Here is a 23064-nt window from a genome sequence, read left to right as displayed (position 1 = left end):
CTCACCATTATCATCACTCCAAATTAATCTTTCTCTATTAATTATTCTTTATTTCTTTAGCATCTACTACAACAACATTTTTCATATTGTCCCATGTTTTCTGCCAATCTTCGTTAGAATTTCTTCCTTTCTTACGATAAAAAATAGTATTTATAGTTGACTTATCAGCATAATCCATCGTAAACACTATAACTTTGTAATCCCCGTCCGTTTTTATTGTGATTCCATCTCCTAAAGACTCTAAAAAAAGATTATCCGGTTTTACATATTTGTCATTCCATTTAAGCGTAATCTGGGCTTGTCCTGAATTTATCTCTATATAATATCGAAAAGCAGAATAATCATAAGGTTGCTTATTATTTAATTCGCTATCACTAAATCCACTTTTACAGGCAAACCCAATCTTTTCACTAACCTTCACCGGTGTAATTTCTGCAGCAAGCATTTTGTTATCTGTCCACTCTAATGAATCACTGTCCGGTTTAACCGAAACTTCAACAGTCACTTTTCCCAGGTTTTCAACCGGAACACTAACTGTATAAGTATTTGTGTTTCTTCCTAATGGCAACGTGTCATTATAAGTTACTATTCCAGACTCATTGGGAATACTATCATTTTCTTTATTAGTGATAATACATCCTTGTTTTTCACCTTTAAACATAAACTGTGCAACATACGTAATAACCCCCTCTGCTGTAGCAGAATTGCCTGTAATCGAGTAATTATTAACAGTAATTGTAAATATCGCTTTATCATTCTCATATTTTTAACTTGGAATTACCTTACTGTAAGTAATATTATCTCTTTGGTCTATCTGTAGCAAATAGTTTGATGAAAATGGGATTACCTTTTGTGCTGTAGCGATGACCGCTTTTTGGTATCCCATTGAAACATATGCTGCATATATAATTGCCAAAGAAAATAGGATTCCCACCAATATTAATATAATCTTTTTTTCTTTTTTCTTTTTTCTTTTTATCATTTGTTCCTCGTAATAAGATTTCTTACTGTTTTGCCATAACATACACAATATCTGTTTCTTTGTCCGTTTCCCTCCAACTGGCTTCTACAATAAAATATTTATAATAATTATAATTTGTAAGATTTGAATTATTCATGTTATTTGTTGAATCAAGAGGAACATACTCCTTGCTTTCCCAGTAAATTGGCACAGCCTGACTCTGCACTCTTTTTTCATTATCGCCATATGTATAAGTCTGACCCTTTCCTTCATTTTTTACAAGTAACTCCAAACCACTACTACCATCTGTAGAATATCCTTTATTAGGATAATACGAATAGTAATAATTTTTATCTTTATATTTTTTACAAATGGTTGATGTGTTTTCTTCAGAAGATGTTGTTCCTTCACTTTCAGTAGCCGGATAAAGTTTTAATACCAGTCCTTCCACATTTTGAGTATGTGCGACTTCTAAGCGTACTTTATCACTATTACTTCTAATACAAATTACATTTTGTACAGTAACAATTTTGCTACTGCTTACATCCTTACTTTCATATGACAAGTTGATTCCATTCATTTCTCCGCCGTGTACACCAGCAATTGAAACATCTCCCGGTGAATTTACTTTTGTAAGGGAAGCTAGTTTATGTTTATATGCAAACCAAGCATAGCCAACAGCTATTACTAAAGCAATCATTATAAGTATTGTAACCATAAATGTTTTTCTTTTGTGTGATTTTGTTTCCATATGCACCATCTCCGTAATTTAGTTCTATTATTCCTTACATTCAACTTCATAATACATATAATCTACATTAACTCCAATCATATGATCCGCAGCATTATACCAATTAGCAAGATACGTAAACTGTGATGCATTTAAAGTACTAAAACTAATTTTTTCGTCAGCCTTCAGATTAAGATGACTCCAATTATAATTGTAGAAAAATTTGCTTGTTTCAGATTTATTTTTTATCTCATCATTAATTTTTTCTACAAAGAATTCCGACACCTCTGTATTGAACAATTTTCCGTTATCAGGTATTCCCCTAAAATCTCTAAATGAATTTGGCCATACCCAATAAACATTTACAGTTATTGGAACATCTATCTGATATCCACCATCCGAATCACTTTTAATTAAAATTTTTTTATCTTTAATTGGCTTTGTATATCCATCCTGTTCCGTATAATTTTCAAAAAAAAGAATATGTCCCTTTAAAAGTTCACATACTGATTCATCACTTACTTCTTGTAGTTGGAAATCTTCATTTCCTGATTCACTTTCTATAGCTGTATCTGTTTTATTATCTGTAGTTTTATATGGAATTAACTTTATTGAAAGTGAAAATTCTTTACATCCTCTTTTTTTAGGAATTACATAAAAAGTAATCTTCCCTGATGCTCCGGGCTTAAGTCCGTTAGCGTTCGATTGCTGATTATTCATATTATTATCACTGTCTATCTGCATAGAGATAATTCCGTTTTCTACAATAAAATATTTTTCCCCATTATAACTTTCAGTTTTGGTTCCTTTCATAACATTTAATTTATTATGCAAGATATTATCCTCTGCTCCATCATCACTTTCCTTCGTAGCAAGGTAGAACGGTGCTCCTACGGCTGATAATTCAGTGCTTTTTGCCTGTGCATTCTTATTACTAACCAGCCATGCAACTGTGGCAACTAATAAAGCAATGATAATACATACTATTAAAATCTCATTTTTTATAAGTTTATGTCGTATTTCTTTATTTTTTTCAAGCTGTTCAATACTGTTTTCATTATTTTTATGTTCTGTCTTATCAATATGTTTTTTATTTTTCATCTCTAATCCTTAATATATAAAAGCATTTTTATAGGGTGATTTTATCACTAAATACTTAGCATTTCAATGGGAGCATAAAGAGATTTTCTAATTAATATCTGTTGCATAGGAATTTCTTATTAATCAAAAAAAGAATCGCCCATTCATAAGCGATTCTGATACAGCTCGTACGGGAATTGAACCCGTGATTCCGCCTTGAGAGGGCGGCGTCTTAACCACTTGACCAACGAGCCATTTTTATGACACTGTGCTTTTTGCACAAGACACTTTACTATTATAACAATCTTAGCAAATTTTGCAAGTGCTTTTTAATATAAAATTCACGTATAATATTCACGTATAATATTCACGTATAATATTTCAGCTACCATGCTCCCCCATCAACAAAGGACTGCCCAGCGGGCAGTCCTTCATCCTTACTTCTATATTCTCTGTTCCACTCTTCACCCTAGAAGTCAAATATTGACAACTGGCTGTCTTCCGGCATTCCTTCCAGCAGTCCCAAACTTGACATTGTTTCTATTACTGTCTTACTTAGCTTGCTTTTTTCTCGCAATTCATTTTTTGAAACAAATGGGCCTGATTGATTTGCTACTGCTTCTACCAAACCATCGGCAGCCTTTTCGCCTAAGCCTTCTATTGTGTCAAGGCTTGGCATTAGCTTGTTGTCTATAATCTGAAATTCATGTGCTTTAGCCTTGTATATGTCTATAGGCATGAACTCAAATCCTCTGGCGTACATTTCCTGTACAACTTTCATGTCGCCAAGAGCGTCTTCATCTTTCTTAGCTATTTCGTGATTTGCTTTCTTTCGTTTCAAGTCAGCCATATAATATTCAAGCTTTTCCTTGCCTCGACACATTGTTTCGTAGTTAAATGCTTTTGCTCTAATGGCAAAGTATGCAGCATAGTAAGCAAGTGGTATGTAAACTTTATACCAGGCAACTCTAAGTGCCATCATAATATATGCTGCCGCATGAGCTTTAGGGAACATATATTTAATCTTTTTACATGAACCAATGTACCAGTCAGGAACATTATGCTGGTGCATTACTTCCTCTTCGTTTATTTCCTTGCCACTCTTTTTGTCCTTGTATATCTGAAGGCCTTTACCTTTTCGTACATGCTCCATTATCTGGAAACTTACCTGTGGTTCAATGCCTTTATGCATAAGATATACCATAATGTCGTCACGGGTACAGATAGCAGTTGAAATTGTACATCTGCCCTCTTCAATTAATGTTTGGGCATTTCCAAGCCATACATCTGTTCCGTGAGACAAACCTGATATGTTAACAAGATCAGAAATCTTAGTAGGCTTTGTATCAACCAGCATCTGAATAACGAAGTCTGTACCAAGTTCAGGAAGTCCCAACGAACCTGTTGGGCATCCATCTATATCATCTGATGTTATTCCCAGTGCTTCCGGGCCTGTAAACAAAGACATTACCTTTGGATCATTAATTGGAACATCTCTGTTAACGTTAGTATTTGTCAACTTTTCAAGACGTCTGATCATTGTAGGATCATCGTGTCCCAGAATATCAAGTTTCAATAAGTTGGCATCAATGGCATGATATTCGAAATGAGTTGTAATAATATCAGTTGTCATATCATTTGCCGGTTTTTGGATAGGGGTAAATTCATATATTTCCTTATCTCTTGGAACAATAACAATACCACCCGGATGCTGTCCCGTACTTCTACGGATTCCCTGGCACCCTCTTGAAATTCGGTCAATTTCTGCTGTTCGCTTTATTTGTCCGTGTTCTTCGTAATAATTCTTTACATAACCGTAAGCTGTTTTTTCTGCAAGTCCGGCTATGGTTCCTGCTCTAAATGTGTGTCCCTTGCCAAACATAACTTCCGTATACGCATGGGCATTGGACTGATATTCTCCTGAGAAGTTCAAGTCAATATCCGGCTCCTTTGTTCCACCGAAACCTAAGAATGTTTCAAAAGGAATTTCAAAACCATCTCTGCACATATCCTTTCCGCAATAAGGACATTTTCTTGGTGGCAAGTCAAGTCCTACACCACCGTCTTCCCTTAACTGTCTTATTGTATCCTGAATCTCCTTCACTGCTTCTTTGTCTGCCTCATCAGGTACTGTAACTTCGTCTTCAAAGAATGAACTTTTACACTCTGTACAATAATAGTGGGGTGCCAAAGGATTAACCTCTGTTATACCTGACATTGTTGCTGCAAAAGAAGAACCAACGGAACCTCTGGAACCTACCAAATATCCGTCTTCATTAGACTTCCAAACAAGACGCTGCGCCATTATGTACATAACCGCATATCCGTTACCGATAATTGAGTTAAGTTCTACTTCCAGTCTGTCCTCAACTATTTTAGGCAATTTCTCGCCGTACATATCGTGTGCCTTTTCAAAACAAATATTACGCAAGTTTTCTTCTGAATTATCCAATACAGGTGGACATTTGTCAGGATGAATAGGTGAAATGTTCTCTATCATATCGTTGATTCGGGCAGGGTTTTTAATAACAATTTCTTCTGCCAAATCACTGTCAAGATAATCGAATTCCTTAAGCATTTCATCTGTTGTTCTTAGGTACAAAGGTGCCTGATTGTCTGCATCTTTAAAGCCATTACCGCACTGGATAATTCGTCTGTAAATTTCATCTTCCGGATCAAGGAAATGAACGTCGCATGTTGCAACTGTCATTTTGTTAAACTTCTTTCCTAAGTCAATAATCTTCTTATTAACTTCCTGAAGTTCTTCTACTGAATCAACAAGAAACTTCTTTCTGTCATCTATTTCAGGATCACCTGTTTTTAACATAAACTCATTATTTCCAATTGGCTGCACTTCAAAATAATCATAAAATTCAGCAAGACGTGCTATTTCCTGCTGGCTTTTTCCATGAAGAATTGCCTGATACAACTCACCTGCTTCACAGGCACTACCGATAATAAGTCCCTCACTTAATTCAAGATAATCACTTTTTAGGATTCTTGGTCTTTTGTTTGCAAAAGTTTCTATATGTGATTTTGAAATCAACTTGTAAAGATTTACTCTTCCAACCTGATTTTTTACAAGGATAATTGCGTGATGGGCAGGAAGTTTGTCAATTAAGTTCTTTGACTGCTTTCCCTGTCTGTTTAATTCATCAAGGTTATCAATCCCCTTGCCTTCAAGCATTTTACATAATTTTAAGAAAATAAGTGCCGTACATTCTGCATCATCTACCGCTCTATGGTGATGATCCAAAACAATGCCCAAAGCCTTTGCCACATTGTCAAGCTTATACCGTCCAAGTCCGATAATAAGGTATCTTGACATTGCAACTGTATCAATTACTGTAAAATCACATTCCAAGTCCTGTCTTTTACAATTGGCTTCTATGAAACTCATATCAAAGTCTGAGTTATGGGCAACCATAACCGAGTCCTTACAAAACTCCATAAATTGGGGCAATATTTCTTCTATCTTCGGTGCATCAATAACCATTTCATCATTAATGCTTGTTAACTTTTCAATTCTAAAAGGAATAGGAATTTCAGGGTTAACAAAAGTGCTAAATCTGTCAATAATCTTTCCGTTTTCAACTTTAACGGCACCAATTTCTATAATCTTGTCGCTTTTTGCACTAAAACCTGTAGTTTCCAAGTCGAAAACAACATACCTGTCATTTAAATGCTGACCTTTAGGATTAACAATCATATCCTTTAAGTCATCTACAAGATAAGCTTCAACACCATATATAACCTTAAAGTCACATTCCCTGCCTGCCTTTTCACATTCAGCTTCAATAGCTTCATATTCATGCCATGCATCAGGGAAAGCCTGTACAACACCATGGTCTGTTATGGCAATGGCTTTGTGTCCCCACTCATAAGCACGACGTACAATTTTTTTACATTCACTTACACCATCCATATCACTCATCTTAGTATGGCAATGAAGTTCAATACGCTTGTCTACTGCTGTATCTTTACGCTTCTCTGTGGCAAATGGAGAAATAGACTTCATTCCGTCAACACGGCTGATTTCCACCTGCTTATCCCATGTATCATAAAGGGCAACACCTTTAATTCGCACAAAAGAACCTTTCTTTACTTTCTGTTTGAAGTCCTTAAGCACATTACCGTCTGCCAAAAACATCTTAACGGCAATACTGTCTGTAAAATCGGTAATTTCAAGAGTGACAATAAACTTTCCTGTCTTTGTTTCTCTCTCATCCATTGTCATAATCTGACCTTTTACCGTGCATTCTCCGGTGCCTTCAAAAACATCACAAAGGTTAGTATCTGACTCAAACTTAAAGTCCCTTCCATATACTACCTCAGGATTGTCTGAACGGCTTGCCTTTCTGATTACAACAGGCTTTGGTGCCTCCTCTTTCTTTTCTTCCTTCTTAGCCTTTGGTCCGTTATCTCTGTTAAGCAACACCTCAACCTCGTTCTGAAGTCGTCTGGCATTCTGCTTTGCAAACCTGTTAGTTTCAAATCTTTTCTTATCAATAACTACCTCAATAGGCATTTCAAATCTGTTAGCAAATATTCTTTCAACTGTGTCCTTTAAAATCTTCATTCTGGATTCTGAAATAATATTAGCCTCCAAGTCAATAATCATCTTATTGCCATCCCAACGAATGGGAGCCTTTTTAAACATAGTTGAAACTATGGGACTTCTTACTCCAAGTTCCATAACTATGCTCTCCTTGTAGGCATCAAGAAGATTTTCTACTGTATACTGTTGTGATAAATGATATTTTTCTACTATTTCAATTCCAATTCGCTTTCCCATTCTGAGATTTCTTATAATTTCATCTCTCACGGTGAAAATAGCAGACTTTTCAATAAGTCTGCTGCTTTCAATATAAACTCTTAACTTGTCATGAGACATGTTAGAGGAAACTCGTGTTACATAAACTTCCTCAAACATAGCCTGCAAATTATCATTTAATTTAAGTGCTGGAAAAACGTCAAAAAACTTCTTTCTCTCCAAATTATTCACTCCAATTTTTCAATTCATCTTCCAGTGTCTGTAAAAGCATATCCTCAGGAACTTTCTTAACAATCTCACCTTTCTTAATTAAAAGTCCTTCGCCTACTCCACCGGCAACTCCAATATCAGCTTCTCTTGCCTCTCCGGGACCGTTAACTACACAGCCCATTACGGCAACCTTTATATCCAGATTATCGTATTTGGATACCATCTTTTCAACCTTTTCGGCAAGACCTATTAAGTCTATTCTGGTTCTGCCACATGTAGGACATGAAACTACTGAAATACCGCCTTTTCTAAGTCCTAATGTTTTCAAAATAAGCTTAGCACTTCTTATTTCCTCAACAGGATCACCTGTAAGTGAAACTCTTATAGTATCACCTATTCCCTGATTTAAAATAAGTCCAAGTCCTATTGCTGACTTAATATTTCCGGATGTTACAGTACCTGATTCTGTTATTCCTACATGAAGTGGATATTTAGTTCTTTCCGCAATAAGTTCATGTGCCTTAACACACATTAAAACATCTGATGACTTAATGCTGATAACAAGATTGTCATAGCCTAAGTCTTCAATAATTTTAACCTTATCTAATGCACTTTCAACTATTCCCTCTGCTGTAACTTTTCCATATTTTTCAAGAATGTGTTTTTCAAGAGAACCACTATTTACACCAACTCTTATTGGAATGTTTCTCTCCTTTGCCACATCAACTACTGCCTTAACCTTTTCAACTGAGCCGATATTTCCCGGATTAATTCTAATCTTGTCAGCTCCGTTCTCCATTGCTGCAATTGCCAGTCTGTAATCAAAATGAATATCCGCAACAAGTGGAATATTAATCTGTTTCTTAATCTCCTTAAGAGCCTTGGCTGCTTCCATTGTTGGAACTGCACATCTTATAATGTCACAACCTGCTGCCTCTAACTCCTTAATCTGGTTAACCGTTGCTTCTACATCTTCTGTTTTTGTGTTTGTCATTGACTGAATAAGAATAGGATTTCCCCCGCCTATTACTCTGTCGCCAATCTTAATTACTTTCGTATTATCTCTATACATATTACCTGCCACCTTGCAATCTTATAAAATAATCTTTCTAATATCATTAAATATTAAGAATACCATAAGCACCATTAACAAAATAAATCCTATAAAGTGTATCATTCCTTCTTTGTCCTTAGGTATAGGTCTTCTAATAATAAGCTCTACAATATAAAGGAATAATCTTCCACCGTCCAATGCCGGTATAGGTAAAAGGTTCATTACACCAAGGTTTGCACTAAGCATAATTGCCATATTAATCATTGTGAACAAAGTAACCATAAAGCCTTCTGACTTAGTCTGGTTGTAAGTATCTCCAATAACATTAACAATACCTACCGGACCTGATACTTCATTAGCTGAAACCTTTCCTGTTACAAGCATTTTTAAGCTTTTAAGAACTGTATTAATTTCATATCTCACTTCAACAAGACTATATTTTAAAACTCCGCCTACAGACTGCTTATCTCTTGCAAGATTATAAACAAATCCGCTGCTGTAAAGCTTAGTCATCTGTGGAACTACGACTACTTTCTTTTCTTTATTATTACGCTTAACAGTAATATTGATTTCTTCTTTTCCAAAAGGATGTGCATCAATATATTCCTTTAAATCCTTTCCTGTTGAAATCTTTGTACCGTTAATTTCCACAACTTCATCTCCTGCAACAACTCCTGCCTGATCCATTGCTGAACCTTCAGGAACACTACTAATAGTAGCCTTTGAATCTGTTTCATAATATGAAATGCCAACTATATAACGCTCTTCACTGTCAGGTGCATAACTAATAGTCTGCTTCTTTCCATCTCTTACAAAAGTAACTGAAATATCACTTCCGTCAAGTGGGCTAACATAATCTTCCAAATAAATTTCACGGCCTACTGAAACTGTAGCTCCGTTATATTTAGTAATTCTGTCTCCCTCTCTAAGTCCTGCCTCGTATGCATTACTGCCTTCTGTTACTTTAGAAACGTAAGAAATATCAATGCCGTTGTAACCAATAACAATTAAGGCCAATAAAAATGCAAGAATAAAGTTAAAGAAAGGTCCTGCAACAACAATTGCCATTCTTGCCCATAAAGGTTTAGAGTTAAAAGAACCTTCTTCTGCATTATCTTCATCTTCACCAAGCATTGCACATGAACCGCCAAAAGGAAGTGCCTTAATTGAATATCTTGTGCCACTTTTTGCAACTCTGCTAAGAAGTCTTGGTCCCATACCAACGGAAAACTCGTTAACTACAACTCCACACTTCTTTGCAACTATAAAATGTCCAAATTCGTGTATTAAAACCAATACACTGAAAATTATAAGGGCTATTATAATACTAATTAATGTCTGCATCCTACCACCTACTTTCGATTAATTCATATGTCCACTGTTCAATGTCTAAAATCTGCTCTACTGTAGGGTTTGGTATAGCCTTATGCATACTCATACAATATTCAATAATATCTGTTATGTCTAAGAATCCAATCTTTCTGTTAAGGAACTTAGCTACTGCCTTCTCGTTTGCAGCATTAAATACTGTAGGCATTGAACCTCCAACTGTTGCTGCCTGATAAGCCAATGCTAATCCCCTAAAGTTCTCAGGATCAGGATTTTCAAATGTAATCTGTGCTATTTTGCCAAAATCAACTCTTTCTCCTGCCAAAAATCTTCTTTCAGGATAATAAAGTGCATACTGGATAGGTAATCTCATATCAGGAGTTCCAAGCTGTGCCATAATTGCGCCGTCCTTAAACTGTACCATGGAATGAATAAGGCTCTGTGGCTGAACAACAACCTGAACATCATCAAGACCAACTCCAAAAAGCCATTTAGCTTCGATTACTTCCAATCCCTTGTTAACCATTGTAGCAGAGTCGATGGTTATTTTTTGTCCCATGGACCAATTTGGATGCTTTAATGCATCTTCAACCTGAACATTTTTCATCTGCTCTCTTGTTCTGCCCCTAAACGGTCCGCCTGAAGCTGTAAGAAGAATCTTGTCTATCTCTCTTGAATTTTCGCCGTTTAAGCACTGGAAAATAGCGCTGTGTTCGCTGTCTACCGGAAGAATTTTTACGCCATATTCCTTAGCCATTGACATAACAATATGTCCTGCTGTAACCAAAGTCTCCTTGTTAGCCAAAGCAATATCCTTACCTGCCTTAATTGCTTCCAAAGTAGGTCTGATACCAATCATTCCAACAAAAGCCGTAACAACTATTTCAGCTTTTTCATAAACAGCTGCTTCAATAAGTCCGTCCATTCCTGCTACTAATTTTACTGATGTGTCCTTAACTGCATCTTTAAGTTTTAATGCTGCATCTTCATTGAAAACACATACAAGTTCAGGATGAAACTCTCTAATCTGTTCTTCTAATTTTGTAATATTTGAGCCTGCCGCAATGGCAACAACGTTCAAATCATCATTTGCTCTTACAATATCTAATGTTTGTGTTCCTATGGATCCTGTTGATCCAAGAATGGAAATATTTTTCATATCGTCTCCTTAAAAAATCTGTAATAAAATCCAAATAACAGGTGCCACATAAATAACACTGTCAAATCGATCCATAATTCCGCCATGTCCGGGAATTAATTTGCCATAATCCTTGATATCATGATTTCTCTTAATAGCTGATGCAGCAAGGTCGCCTACCATTGAAATTAAAGCTCCCACTGCACAAATAATTGCAAATCCCGCAACCGGATTAATGCTCATTGTAATATTTCTTGAAAAAATTGTTGCATAAATTGCTCCAAGTGCTGCTGCTCCAACAACACCCCCAACTGCACCTTCAACTGACTTCTTTGGGCTTAAAACAGGAGCCATCTTATGTTTTCCAAAAGCTACACCTGCAAGGTATGCACATGTATCACTTCCCCATGAGCAAAGGAAAATAAGCCATACTGTATATGCTCCGTTATTTCCCTCACGTACACTATAAAGATATGATAACATTACGCCTGCATATAACATACTCATAATAGCATTTGAAATCTGTTCTGTTTTATACTTAGGGAACATAAATACATACTGAGCAAGTAAGCACATTAAAAATACTACCATAAGAATCATCATATATTCTTTCTTATCAAAATAAAGTACTGCATAATATGCCAAAACTGCTATATAACCTGTAATTCCAAGTGAATTTTTTTCAATTCCAAGAATCTTGTATAATTCATACACACCAACTACTGAAATCAAAAGATTTGCCACAAAAAGAATGTTTCCTCCCGGTATAATTGTAGCCAACATTAAAGCTACTAGAACTATTCCACTTAATAATCTTGTAAAGAAAGATTTATTTGCAAATTTACTTAAAACCATTTTTGTTTTTCTCCTACCATTATGTATTTATAATATTATTTTATTCTTCTGTTTTTACTCTGCCGAAACGTCTGTCTCTTTCATTATATTTTACAATAGCCTTCTTTAATTCTTCTTTGTTAAAATCCGGCCATAAAACATCTGTAAAATAAAACTCTGTGTAAGCCAACTGCCATAAAAGATAATTAGACAATCTTATCTCACCACTTGTTCTAATAAGAAGGTCAGGATCAGGAATGCCTGCTGTATCTAAATATGAATTAACAGTATCCTCTGTAATGTCATCAGGATTTAACTCTCCGTCTGCAACAGCCTTTGCCATCTTCTTAGTTGCTCTTGTTATTTCATCACGGCTTCCGTAATTAAGAGCTATAATAAAAGTAATTCCTGTATTGTTCTTTGAGCATTCCTCTAACTCATCAATTCTGTCAAGAATATCCTGATCAAGTCTCTCTCTCTTACCAATTACTTTAACAATCATATTGTTCTTGTTTGCTCTCTCAATACAGTCTGAAAGATAATTTCTAAGAAGCTTCATAAGAGCCTTTACTTCATCATCAGGTCTGTTCCAATTCTCAGTTGAAAAAGCATACATTGTAATATATTCAATTCCCATATCGTGGGCATCTTTAATAATCTTCTCCACATTCTTTGCACCTGCTGCATGTCCTGCGTTTCTTGGAAGAAATCTTTTCTTTGCCCATCTGCCGTTTCCATCCAAAATAATGGCAACATGCTTTGGTATATTAAGTCCTGTTATATCAATCTTTTTTGCCATATAATTAATCTCCTTTAACCGAAAATAGAGGAAACACAGGTTTCCTCTTATTCTCTAAAATCTGATATTTTATTATACTGTCATTATTTCATTTGATTTTTCTTCGATTGCCACATCAATCTTCTTAATGTATTCATCTGTCTTCTTCTGAACATCATCCTGATATCCTTTTACTTCATCTTCTGAAATGCCGTCTTCTTTGCCTTTCTTCTTAATGGCATCAATTGCATCTCTTCTGATGTTACGGATAGCAATCTTGGCATTTTCGCCCTTCTTCTTAACATCCTTAACAAGTTCTTTTCTTCTGTCCTCTGTAAGTTCAGGGAATACAAGACGAATAACCTTACCATCGTTTGTAGGGTTAATTCCTACATCTGACATATTAATTGCATGTTCAATATCTTTAAGAATTGAAGCGTCCCAAGGCTGAATACAAATCATTCTTGCTTCAGGAACTGAAACGTTACCTACCTGCTGAAGAGGTGTTGGTGTTCCATAGTAATCAATTTTGATTTTGTCAAGAATATGTGGGTTAGCACGTCCTGCTCTGATTGTTGCATATTCTTCACCTAAATTAGCCAAAGATTTTTCCATCTTATCTTCGTATATCATTAATAATTCTTCCATTATAATTCTCCTCTAATCTTTTATAATTAATAAAATTTTATACTTAATAATTTTTTGATTAATAATCTTTTTATATTTCTAATTATATAATCCTTAAAATTTTTGATTCTATAGTTATTATCCAAAATTACTTTTCAGTTAATAATTATTAACTATTCTACAGTAATCTTTGTGCCAATCTTTTCACCTGATACAGCCTTGTTAATGCTGTCTTCTTCGTTTAATCCAAATAATAACATTGGCATCTTGTTCTCCATTGCAAGAACACTTGCAGCCAAGTCAATAACACCTAATCTGTCATCAACAATCTTGCTGATTGAAAGTTCATCGTACTTCTTAGCATCAGGGTTAACAGCAGGATCACTGTCATAAACACCGTCAATTGCTTTTGCACCAAGAATGCAGTCAGCTTCAATTTCAATGGCTCTAAGAACCATAGTCATATCTGTTGAGAAATAAGGATGTCCTGTACCACCTGCAAAGAAAACAACCTTTCCTGCATTAAGGTCTGCTACTGCCTCATCCTTTGAAAATAACTTAGTCCATGTTCCGCATGCAAAAGGTGTATACACATTAGTATCCATTCCTTCTGTTCTGAAAATTTCTGATACATACATACAGTTCATAATTGTTGCCATCATACCGATTCCGTCAGCCTTTGGTCTGTCAATCTTATTGCTTGTACGTCCTCTCCAGAAATTTCCACCACCGATAACGATAGCTACCTGAACTCCCTTATCTACTATAGTCTTAACCTGTTTTGCAACAGCTACACAAGTATCTTCATCAAAACCAGTTTTTTTATCACCTGCTAAGGCTTCCCCACTTAACTTTAATAAAACTCTGTTCATCTTTATCTCCTCTAATATATGCGCAACATAATTTCATATATTAAACAATATATAAGCGCAAAAATCTAAACATAGAATAACATATATTATCAAAAAAATAAAGGAGAATAATCTCCTTTATTTCTTGTTTTTTAGTTCTTAAATTAATATGTCTTTATTATTGTTCTTATTTTTCAATTACAAAACTTTTACTATACTGTTTTATTTTTATTTTGTTTCCATTAATGACTATTGCTTTTACTTCACTAGATGATGTATTCAGTCTGTCCTTAACTACTTTTTTGTCAGTTCCATCCATATTTTGGCAAATCACTCTGTAAAAACTGTCAATATATTCACCATTCTTTTTGTATTCAGCATATTGTTCAGGATAACAAACACATTCACCATCCGTAACTAAAAAAGGAATTTTATAATATTCATCTTCTGACTTTATTTTTTGGTTTACACGTGTCTTTAAGTTATACATCATATAAGTTCCCATATTGCAATAATATATAATGTCCTTATGAATCCATCCTATAGCACATGTTTCATCATTTCCTAATATGCTAATCTCCTTTTGACTATTCCCATCAAATCCAATTTGAACAAATTTTCCATTTTCAGGATTTCTGACTATTACGCAGTTTTCTCCACAAAACATTGTTCTCTCATATTGTAAATCTGAAATATCTCTGTCAAATTCTGATTCCTTCCCATTTGTTCGGTTAATGTCAGTTTGATCAACAAAACCACAGCGTCTTGTATTATATGTAGTTTTTTTGTATTCTTCCTCCTTTCTTTTCCTTTCTTCAAAATAATCTACTTTTTCAAACATATTAAACAATGAATCTTCTTTATACACTAGTCCCATTTTTCCTTTTAATTTGGTTGGAATTATCATTGTTTCACCTGTCCTAATATTATATCTCATAATGTTATTGTCATTTTCAAATGCATAAAAAACATATTCTTTTGAATTACAGTAATCTACTACTGAATCTTTTCTTTCCTCTGAAATTTTTACATCCATACCCGTCCTTGGATCATTCATATAAAGACATCTGTATTCTGACCCTTTATACGGTGAATTTTCTGCAAATAAAATTATTGGATATTCTTCTAGTCTTTCCTCATCTTTATGTTGTTCTTCATTATAATTTTTGTTTTCGGTCTTATCTATTTCAGCTATCTGAGGTGTATTAACAACCCCTTCATCAAATTTTACATATGCAAACTTAATTCCAAGTTCGTCAAGATTTTTATTCTTTTTATTTTTGTAAGTTACAATTGGCTCATTTACACCAATGTATGTTGTATTAGTTTTGCTTAATGGAATGCTAAATCTGTCTCCACAAAGATAAATAACCTCTTCCTCTTCATCTAACAAATCTGCTAATTCTTCCTGAGAAAAGGCTACACTTGTTACATGATTTAATACTTCTTCGTTACATGTATACTCCTTAAGCTTGTTTAATCTTTCAATCATTTCTGCTGATTGTTCCTCCCTTGGATCATATGGCACTTCAAAGATTTCACAAAGTTTTTCACCAAGCTTTCTATCCTCTTCATCAAGTTCTTCTACTTCATCCGCTTCATCCTCATAATATCTGTCCTGAAGCCATGTTAAAAGTCTGCCGTCAATCATATATTGCTTAACTTTTTCTATGTCAAAATTTTCCTTTAGTGATTCTAAATCCGTTACCTCTACTCCATTTTTCATTTCTAATGAAAATCTTACTTTCTTTGCCATTTGTTTCTCCTCCGCAATTCATATTTAATTCTCGAAAAATAATAATTAACTGCCTGCATTTCCTACGTTTACTCCTTGGCATTTAAAACATTCCTAAAACTTCTTATCAATAACCCATGTATGTGGTTTTGATCTTCCGTCCCTTGTTTTACCTTTTCTTGCACATGTACCCGGTGCAGGACGTCCGCTTCCTGCTGATTTCACCTGACGTGCTCCACAATAACTGCAAATGTATGCTATATGATTAAATTTCTCTGCCATTTTCTTACTCTCCTATTCTTTTAAATAAATTATCTAATGTTCTACTTTACTTGTCTTTAAGCAATCCTCTTTCTCTTAATGCTTTCGCATAACCTGTTCTTTTGAAACCTGATGAATTTTTATATCTTCGCATCAACATTTTGTCTGACATATTCATTGCCTCGTAATATGCATCTTCATATTTTGCATTACCTTCCTGCAAAAATGAAATTGATTTGCTAAATAACTTTCCGAATACTCCTTCCTCATTTTTTACATCATTGCTTAATTTTTGAAATCCGTTTTCTAACGTTCTCATTCCACTTTCCATTGATTTTTTGATTTTTTCTGTGTCTAAATCGTAATCTTCCATATTGGTTTCTCCTCTTTTAATATAAATTTTTAAACACGTCTGTAGGTACAAGATTTCCCTGTGAATCTCTTTTCAAAAGTCCTTTTTCGACTAATGCTTTTCGGTATCCTCCTCTTTCTGCACCTGACGACTTTTTAAACGCTTTTACTAATTCATACTCTGACATACTTAACCCCATTAAATAAGCATTATCAACATTTTTAAGATTTTCAGAATGACTGTGACTTATCTCTCTTCCCACACTTCTAAAAAAACGTATTGGTTTGCTTTTCATAAACCTTTTTGCAACAGCATCCATTTCCGGATCTGTTTCATATTTTTCATAGTTGTTTTGCTTTGGTGTATACTCAGCTTTTTTATGGTATGTTTTTTCTGTATCCACATTATCGTCCTTTAGTTGGGCATCATATTCTCTCTTTTTTTCAGGATTTGATAAAACTTCATATGCCTCATTTATTTCAGCTAATTTTTCAGCATTTGACATTCCATTATTATCGGGATGATATTTTTTAGCTAAAGCCCTGTATGCCGATTTTATAACTTCCTCTGAAGCATTCTTATTTATTTCCAATAAATCATAATAATTTTTCAATTATTTATCCTTTGCTTTCCTTCGTTTGTTAGCCCCAGTATACCACCACCTTTTTTAAAAATTTTTCGCGAATTGACTTTCAAAAAAGGGCATAAACATAGAGTTCGTTTACGAACTCTCTCGCGAGGCGCGGTTCGTAAGAAAAACTACCTCTCCGCGCCTCTGCGATCCTCCGGAGGATTTTTTAATTAATAGGATTTCCAAAGAAATTCTATTAATTAAAAAAACAGGCTATTGTACGTTGGTTTTGTCATAACTTTTATAACTCTCAACCATTGTTTTTAGCCTGTTTTTTATCTTTTATTTAATTTTTATTTTCTTTACTTTCGACCATTTGCTGTAAACTTTTTTACGGTTTACTATTGCATATGTTCTTATCTTAAACTGGTATGTACAGCCTTTTTTCATTCCTGATTTCGGGCTTTCGATACCTGTTGCGCCTTTCTTACTTTTGCTTTTCTTTAAATTAGTTGTTGCATAAATCTTTGTGTATTTTTTATAGCCTCCACCATTGGATTTTACATACACTTCTACGCCTTTGCTGTTGTCGCTAATTATTCCCCACTTTATTTTAAGAACTCTACTATCTGCCTTAAGTTTTAAAGATGGCTTTGATGGCGTTCCTTTTATTTTTATTTTCTTAACACTTGAAGTTATGGTCTCATCTGCCTCAATTGCTTTTATTTTATAAAAATATTTTTTTCCTGCTTTAATATTCTTATCAGCACATTGTAGTTTGGATGTTGTTGCTATTCTTTTATATCTTCCTTTCCTATTTTCTGACCTGTATATTTCATAGCTACAGCCATCTTTTGACCTGCTCCATTCAAGAAGAACTGTGTGGTAGTCCTTTTCTTTTATGCTTTTGATTTTTGGAACTGCTAATCTTTCATTTTTTGCTTTTGATGTTGCACGATTATTCTGACTGTTAGTTGTGCTAACTAATTCTGACTCAGAATTTTTCTTTTTCGTAGTGCTGACAGATTCGTGGTCTTGTTTTCCTGTAGTTGTAGCCGATTCCTCATTATCTTTTGCATCGGTTGTTGTCACAGATTCCGATTCGCATCCCTGCTTTTCACTTGTTGTTACGGATTCACGTTCATATGTTGTGGTTTCATATATGTTTTCCCCTGTGCTTTCCTGTTGTTCATCTATTGTGGTAACTTCCTGTTCAGATTCTTTAGTTGTGGTTTCTGGTTCGTCCGTTTTTTCCACCTGACCTTCCACACCATATACTCCAACTTCGTATAAATAATCACTTCCTCCACTGTCATACAACCTGTTAATCTGTACATATCTTGCACTTACATTTTCTCTTAATGTTAATTCATCTGTTCGAGCGTTAAAACATGGATTAGTTACATACATTACTCTTTGAAAATATATATTATCATTAGATATATTTACTTCATATTCCAAACCTGTATTACAAATCCATAATTTTATTTTGTCAAAAGATATACTTTTTCCTAAGTCTATTGTTATACAACAATCCTTATATAAATATTTTGTTTGAAAATACTTAATCAAATCCCCATTCAAAATATTCTGTACTTCATTCTGATTATAATACTCACTTTCGATTTTTGCTATAACTGAACTATTATTCGATATATTTGCATAGTCCAAATATGTTTTTCCATTATCAATAATATTTTTAGAATATTGCTTATGATTTTTTGTAACAGTTATTTTTCCGTATTCATTTTCTGATTCAATGGTCTGCCAATCGTCCACCTTTTCAAAAGTTATCCCCTTTGACTTTGCATATTCTTCATAAGCTGAACCTTCTATGGCTCTTATCTTTTCAATTGTTTCTGAAAGTTTTAATTCTGCCAATGCATTCTTATAGTTTCCTGGATAAGCAGTACTATGTGAAGTAAATTCCGAAAGTTGCTCACATCCTTCAAAGCAATTTTCGCCAATTATTGATACACTCTTAGGCACTTCAAAACTTTCAAGCGAAGCACACCCATAAAATGCCTTTTCGCCTAACTTTGCAAGATTTTCCGGCATCTTTATACTTACCAATCTTATACATACTTGAAAAGCTCCAGCACCTATTTCGATTACTGTATCCGGTAATTGTACATTCTTTAACAAATCATTATGATAAAAAGTATTCACCCCTATATACTTTAGACCTGGTTTTGTAATAACCGATTTTAATGAATTGCATTCATAAAATGAACAATTGCCTATTCTAATCATACTTTCAGGAAAACTAACCCCACTGATTTTTCTTTCTTCAAAAGCATGTTCACTTATAACTCTTGTACCTTCTTTTATTACAATCTCTCCGGAAATATTTTCATCAGATGCTGCCACTACATTTCCACAATAAAGCACTCCATCTGTCCAATTATCACTGTCATTATAAAAAACAGTATTGTCAAATACTTCATTTCCCACCTCTTCTATATTGGAAGACATAGTTATGTCCTTTAACTGTACGCAATTATAAAATCCATAATCACTGATTTTTGTAACACTATCAGGAATTTGAATTTCCTTTAATGTAGCACAATTATTAAATGTTTTAAGTGGAATTTCTTTCAAAGATTTTGATAATGTTATTTTTAGAAGAGATATGCACCCATCAAAAGTACAACTACCAATCTTTCTTACACTATCAGCCATAATCACATCGGTTAGATTCTTATGGTTACTAAATGCTCCATACGGAAGTTCTGTTACTCCTTCTTCTATAACAACTTTCTTTATTTGTTCTTTGAAGCTTGACCAATTTTTATTAGTAACCTTACCACTACCAGATATTGTAAGTATTCCATCATTGTCTATAACATAACTTGCCTTTAAGCCGCACTTTCCCTGATCTATGTTTTCATCTGCCTTAACATAGTTATTTATGCCCGTCATTGTTACAAGTAGTGTTATTGTTAAAATGTATGCAATTATCCTTTTAATCTTTGTATTCATTATTGTACCTCAATAATTATTCCACTATCTCTCCAAAATCAAACTGTTTCTTTGATGAGTTTGATTTGCCTTTATCAGGATTGCTTTGACCTGTTGTTTTAGGAATATTTGTAGATCTCCCTGTTGTTTCATTAACAACATTTTTCGAAGTTGTTGTTTTTTTGCTACCTTTACTTACCTTCAATACAATAGTCGTCCCCTTAACAACTTCCGTACCGGATGCTATGCTTTGGGAAATAATTAATCCCTTTTTTACACTTTCACTATATGCTAATCTCTTTTTTACAACTAAGCCTGACTTTTCTATTTTTCTGCTTACTTTGCTGTATTTGCAGTTTCTGTAATTTTCAACTTTTATAACCTGAATGTATGTAGTCGGTTCAATTAACTTAGTTGGTTTATTAGTTTCTTTGTCAGTTGTCTTTTTCTGATTATAAGTTGTTGTTATTACCATTGAATCACTATCTGAATCCGATACTTTCTTCGTGTTATTCATTCTAAAAACAAAAAATAAAACTATTGCCACAGTTATCAAAGAGATAATTCCAAAAGCGATTTTTTTTCTTGTTTTAGATTTGTTAACATTCACTTTCTTCTGTATGCTGTGTTCCTGAAAGCTTATGCTCTTTCCAATATTTCGCTCTAATGCTTCAAGAAGTTCTTTTTCAGTAGGTGAATCAACCTTGTTCTCTCTGCCTTTGTCAAAAGTTTTAGGTTCAAATCCTACTTTTATGTTTAGAGTTTTTTCATCCAAATTGGCTTTGGCTTTCTCCAAATCATTTATCAGCGCCTTAATATTTTTGTATCTCTTTCCTGGCTTTTCCATTGCCTTTAATATGATTTCAGCCACATTATCCGGTGCACAAATGGGATAAGCAAGCTTCTCATACTGCATCCTTTCATAGAATGCCCTATCTTCGTCCTCTCTTTTATAAATTTCAGGATAGTTAGGATAAAAAGGATAACGTCTCTTATTAAACAGATAATACATTAAAATGCCCAGTGAATATATATCTGACGAGTTGCTATACTTTTCATTTTTTACATATATTTCCGGAGCTATGTAATGAGGTGTTCCTTTTATCGTATGAGACCTTGTCAGTTCTCCTATTTTCTTAGATATGCCAAAATCCCCCAGCTTAAACTTTCCATCCTTAGAAACAAAGATATTATTTAGTTTTATATCTCTGTGCACAATATTATTGTCATGACAAATCTTTATTCCTTTGGCAACATCAAGACTTATGTCTATTGCCTGTGACACCGTTAAATTATTTTCGTATAACCATTTATCAAGAGGCATCATTAATTCCATAAGAATATAAATATTGTATTTATACTTTTCTGTTTTTTCTATGTCATTTTCATAATAAGAAACTATGTGATGATTATCTTTCTCAGATATCATTGAAAAAACTCTTATTTCATTTACCACTCTGTCAAGTTCAGTTTTTAAATACTGGTCTGCCTTTCCATAATCACCACCCATAGAATTAAGTATTTCCAAATATTGATTATCTTCAGGCAAAGTTATTACTTTTAAGGCTCTGTTTACATTTCCAACTATATTTGTTCGCTCTACTCTGTATACATTTCCAAAACCGCCTGTGCCTATTTTTTCTTTTACTTCGTATCCTAATATAGTTCTACCTAATATAGAATCCACTTTTATTTCCTCATTTACTTCTTTTTAGTTCTTTTCCTGTTTTGTCTACTCACTTATCATAAGTATTTCTCTTTCGTCTATTTCTAAAGTTTCAAGGGCATTTCGAACATAGAATTCAACATCTTCCCTTACTTCATCTGCATTTTTTAATCCAATTAATTCTTCTAACAGCTTATTACACTGTTGTTTTATTTCCTGATTTTCCGTATATTGAGCCACAAGTACCGCATGATTAATTTCATGGTATGGACTTGTTACGTCAACATTTGCCAATACATATAATATTATACATTCTAATTTGTCTTTTGGACACAACTTTTCCATATTTGCATACTCTAGCATAGTATTTATTTCTGCCAAAGACATATTTAATGTTATTCCAAGATTTATTAATTTCTTTCTGTTTGGAACTTCTCCCCAGTTTCTAAGATTAGATATCATTTTCTCATAACCCTTATCCATTTCTTTTCCAAGCACAAGACTATGATATGATCTTCCAAGGTTTTCTGTTTTTACAAAAGCTACAATATAATCAAGCAATTTGTAATAACTGTTCATAAATTCCATTTCTTTGTCTTTAACGAATTTCTTAAATTCCTGTAAATCCTTCATTTCAACTATTTCATTTTCCATTTTTGAAGTTTCATTTTTTGAATCCAGTAAAAATCTTCGTTTGTTTTTTATTTGTATTTCTTCCAAAAATTTCTTTTTCAATTCATTATAAATATCATATGCTTTTACATTTTCGTCTTCAGTATAATGAGATATTACAAATATGCAAATGGCATCTTCCAACGATTTAGAATATAGCCTTGGATATTTTCCATATCTTTGTAATATATAATTCATTTCATTTAAAGAACATCTTATTCCAAGCCCAAACTGAATAAATTTTTCACGACTTCTTGGAATTCTATTCTCCGTAGCCCATGCTTTTATTGTATTCTTACTAAAGCCACACAAGTCCCCTAAATTTTCATATGTTAAACCATTGTTTAACAAAACATCATTTATGTAATTATTCCATGCTGCATAATATGGACTATATTGATTAAGAACCTGTTTTAATTCATCTATTTCTTCACAATTAATTATTTTTTCGTACATATCTCTGGTTTTTATACTGTTCAT

At 33.8% G+C, this 23064-nt stretch carries 19 protein-coding genes and 1 tRNA gene; all 20 read right to left on the bottom strand.

Annotation, left to right across the window (positions count from 1 at the left end; genetic code table 11):
* Positions 1-37: 37 nt before the first annotated feature.
* Positions 38-661, bottom strand: coding sequence for a hypothetical protein (locus NQ558_RS07335; protein WP_005364002.1), 624 nt, complete (start codon positions 659-661; stop codon positions 38-40).
* A gap of 105 nt (positions 662-766) precedes the next feature.
* Positions 767-982, bottom strand: coding sequence for a hypothetical protein (locus tag NQ558_RS07330; RefSeq protein ID WP_156775012.1), 216 nt, complete (start codon positions 980-982; stop codon positions 767-769).
* Between the two features lie 22 nt (positions 983-1004).
* The gene (locus tag NQ558_RS07325) at positions 1005-1712 is read right to left on the bottom strand and encodes a hypothetical protein (RefSeq protein ID WP_040447398.1); all 708 of its coding nucleotides are present in this window, start codon (positions 1710-1712) and stop codon (positions 1005-1007) included.
* Positions 1713-1739: 27 nt separating this feature from the next.
* Complete coding sequence (locus NQ558_RS07320; protein WP_005363997.1) at positions 1740-2792, bottom strand: hypothetical protein; 1053 nt, start codon at positions 2790-2792, stop codon at positions 1740-1742.
* A gap of 161 nt (positions 2793-2953) precedes the next feature.
* Positions 2954-3025 (bottom strand) — tRNA-Glu (locus NQ558_RS07315).
* A 215-nt stretch (positions 3026-3240) separates the two neighbouring features.
* On the bottom strand, positions 3241-7776 hold the full coding sequence (locus tag NQ558_RS07310; RefSeq protein WP_341271141.1) for a PolC-type DNA polymerase III: 4536 nt from the start codon (positions 7774-7776) through the stop codon (positions 3241-3243).
* A complete protein-coding gene (ispG, locus tag NQ558_RS07305; RefSeq protein ID WP_005363988.1) occupies positions 7769-8827 on the bottom strand; it encodes a flavodoxin-dependent (E)-4-hydroxy-3-methylbut-2-enyl-diphosphate synthase in 1059 nt (352 codons plus the stop codon). Before ispG ends, NQ558_RS07310 begins: the two co-directional genes overlap by 8 nt.
* 21 nt (positions 8828-8848) lie before the next feature.
* Positions 8849-10153, bottom strand: a complete 1305-nt coding sequence (gene rseP / locus NQ558_RS07300; RefSeq protein WP_005363986.1) for an RIP metalloprotease RseP — start codon at positions 10151-10153, stop codon at positions 8849-8851.
* Position 10154: 1 nt separating this feature from the next.
* A complete protein-coding gene (locus NQ558_RS07295) occupies positions 10155-11297 on the bottom strand; it encodes a 1-deoxy-D-xylulose-5-phosphate reductoisomerase (protein ID WP_005363985.1) in 1143 nt (380 codons plus the stop codon).
* A gap of 9 nt (positions 11298-11306) precedes the next feature.
* Complete coding sequence (locus tag NQ558_RS07290) at positions 11307-12131, bottom strand: phosphatidate cytidylyltransferase (protein ID WP_005363984.1); 825 nt, start codon at positions 12129-12131, stop codon at positions 11307-11309.
* Positions 12132-12171: 40 nt separating this feature from the next.
* Positions 12172-12909, bottom strand: coding sequence for an isoprenyl transferase (locus NQ558_RS07285; protein WP_005363983.1), 738 nt, complete (start codon positions 12907-12909; stop codon positions 12172-12174).
* A gap of 72 nt (positions 12910-12981) precedes the next feature.
* Positions 12982-13536 carry a ribosome recycling factor gene (gene frr, locus NQ558_RS07280; protein WP_005363982.1) on the bottom strand — a complete coding sequence of 185 codons (555 nt, stop codon included), beginning with the start codon at positions 13534-13536 and terminating at the stop codon, positions 12982-12984.
* Between the two features lie 152 nt (positions 13537-13688).
* Positions 13689-14393, bottom strand: a complete 705-nt coding sequence (gene pyrH, locus NQ558_RS07275) for a UMP kinase (RefSeq protein WP_353955019.1) — start codon at positions 14391-14393, stop codon at positions 13689-13691.
* 160 nt (positions 14394-14553) lie between these two features.
* The gene (locus NQ558_RS07270; protein WP_005363977.1) at positions 14554-16122 is read right to left on the bottom strand and encodes a hypothetical protein; all 1569 of its coding nucleotides are present in this window, start codon (positions 16120-16122) and stop codon (positions 14554-14556) included.
* A 93-nt stretch (positions 16123-16215) separates the two neighbouring features.
* Positions 16216-16383, bottom strand: a complete 168-nt coding sequence (locus NQ558_RS07265) for a hypothetical protein (RefSeq protein ID WP_005363973.1) — start codon at positions 16381-16383, stop codon at positions 16216-16218.
* A gap of 46 nt (positions 16384-16429) precedes the next feature.
* Positions 16430-16735: a hypothetical protein gene (locus tag NQ558_RS07260; RefSeq protein ID WP_005363971.1), complete on the bottom strand. Its 306-nt coding sequence runs from the start codon at positions 16733-16735 to the stop codon at positions 16430-16432.
* A gap of 16 nt (positions 16736-16751) precedes the next feature.
* Positions 16752-17327: a DnaJ domain-containing protein gene (locus NQ558_RS07255; RefSeq protein ID WP_050750998.1), complete on the bottom strand. Its 576-nt coding sequence runs from the start codon at positions 17325-17327 to the stop codon at positions 16752-16754.
* 300 nt (positions 17328-17627) lie between these two features.
* A complete protein-coding gene (locus NQ558_RS07250; protein WP_005363966.1) occupies positions 17628-20267 on the bottom strand; it encodes a leucine-rich repeat protein in 2640 nt (879 codons plus the stop codon).
* A 16-nt stretch (positions 20268-20283) separates the two neighbouring features.
* Entirely contained in the window at positions 20284-21933 is a 1650-nt protein-coding gene (locus tag NQ558_RS07245; RefSeq protein ID WP_040447394.1) for a serine/threonine protein kinase, read from the bottom strand.
* Between the two features lie 45 nt (positions 21934-21978).
* Positions 21979-23064, bottom strand: coding sequence for a hypothetical protein (locus NQ558_RS07240; protein WP_156775011.1), 1086 nt, complete (start codon positions 23062-23064; stop codon positions 21979-21981).

It is taken from the genome of Eubacterium ventriosum, assembly GCF_025150745.1.
In the GTDB taxonomy this organism is placed as follows: Bacteria; Bacillota; Clostridia; order Lachnospirales; family Lachnospiraceae; genus Eubacterium_G; species Eubacterium_G ventriosum.
Note: the sequence above shows the minus strand (reverse complement) of the source record. Positions and strands in the feature narration are given on the sequence as shown.

Excerpts from the sequence above, each read along its gene's own strand:
- NQ558_RS07285 (WP_005363983.1), bottom strand. The coding sequence starts at position 12,909 with ATGGCAAAAAAGATTGATATAACAGGACTTAATATACCAAAGCATGTT.
- NQ558_RS07270 (WP_005363977.1), bottom strand. The coding sequence starts at position 16,122 with ATGGCAAAGAAAGTAAGATTTTCATTAGAAATGAAAAATGGAGTAGAG.
- NQ558_RS07260 (WP_005363971.1), bottom strand. The coding sequence starts at position 16,735 with ATGGAAGATTACGATTTAGACACAGAAAAAATCAAAAAATCAATGGAA.
- NQ558_RS07335 (WP_005364002.1), bottom strand. The coding sequence starts at position 661 with ATGTTTAAAGGTGAAAAACAAGGATGTATTATCACTAATAAAGAAAAT.
- NQ558_RS07290 (WP_005363984.1), bottom strand. The coding sequence starts at position 12,131 with ATGGTTTTAAGTAAATTTGCAAATAAATCTTTCTTTACAAGATTATTA.
- NQ558_RS07325 (WP_040447398.1), bottom strand. The coding sequence starts at position 1,712 with ATGGAAACAAAATCACACAAAAGAAAAACATTTATGGTTACAATACTT.
- ispG (WP_005363988.1), bottom strand. The coding sequence starts at position 8,827 with ATGTATAGAGATAATACGAAAGTAATTAAGATTGGCGACAGAGTAATA.
- NQ558_RS07250 (WP_005363966.1), bottom strand. The coding sequence starts at position 20,267 with ATGAATACAAAGATTAAAAGGATAATTGCATACATTTTAACAATAACA.
- NQ558_RS07295 (WP_005363985.1), bottom strand. The coding sequence starts at position 11,297 with ATGAAAAATATTTCCATTCTTGGATCAACAGGATCCATAGGAACACAA.
- NQ558_RS07320 (WP_005363997.1), bottom strand. The coding sequence starts at position 2,792 with ATGAAAAATAAAAAACATATTGATAAGACAGAACATAAAAATAATGAA.
- NQ558_RS07265 (WP_005363973.1), bottom strand. The coding sequence starts at position 16,383 with ATGGCAGAGAAATTTAATCATATAGCATACATTTGCAGTTATTGTGGA.
- rseP (WP_005363986.1), bottom strand. The coding sequence starts at position 10,153 with ATGCAGACATTAATTAGTATTATAATAGCCCTTATAATTTTCAGTGTA.
- NQ558_RS07240 (WP_156775011.1), bottom strand. The coding sequence starts at position 23,064 with ATGAACAGTATAAAAACCAGAGATATGTACGAAAAAATAATTAATTGT.
- frr (WP_005363982.1), bottom strand. The coding sequence starts at position 13,536 with ATGGAAGAATTATTAATGATATACGAAGATAAGATGGAAAAATCTTTG.
- NQ558_RS07330 (WP_156775012.1), bottom strand. The coding sequence starts at position 982 with ATGATAAAAAGAAAAAAGAAAAAAGAAAAAAAGATTATATTAATATTG.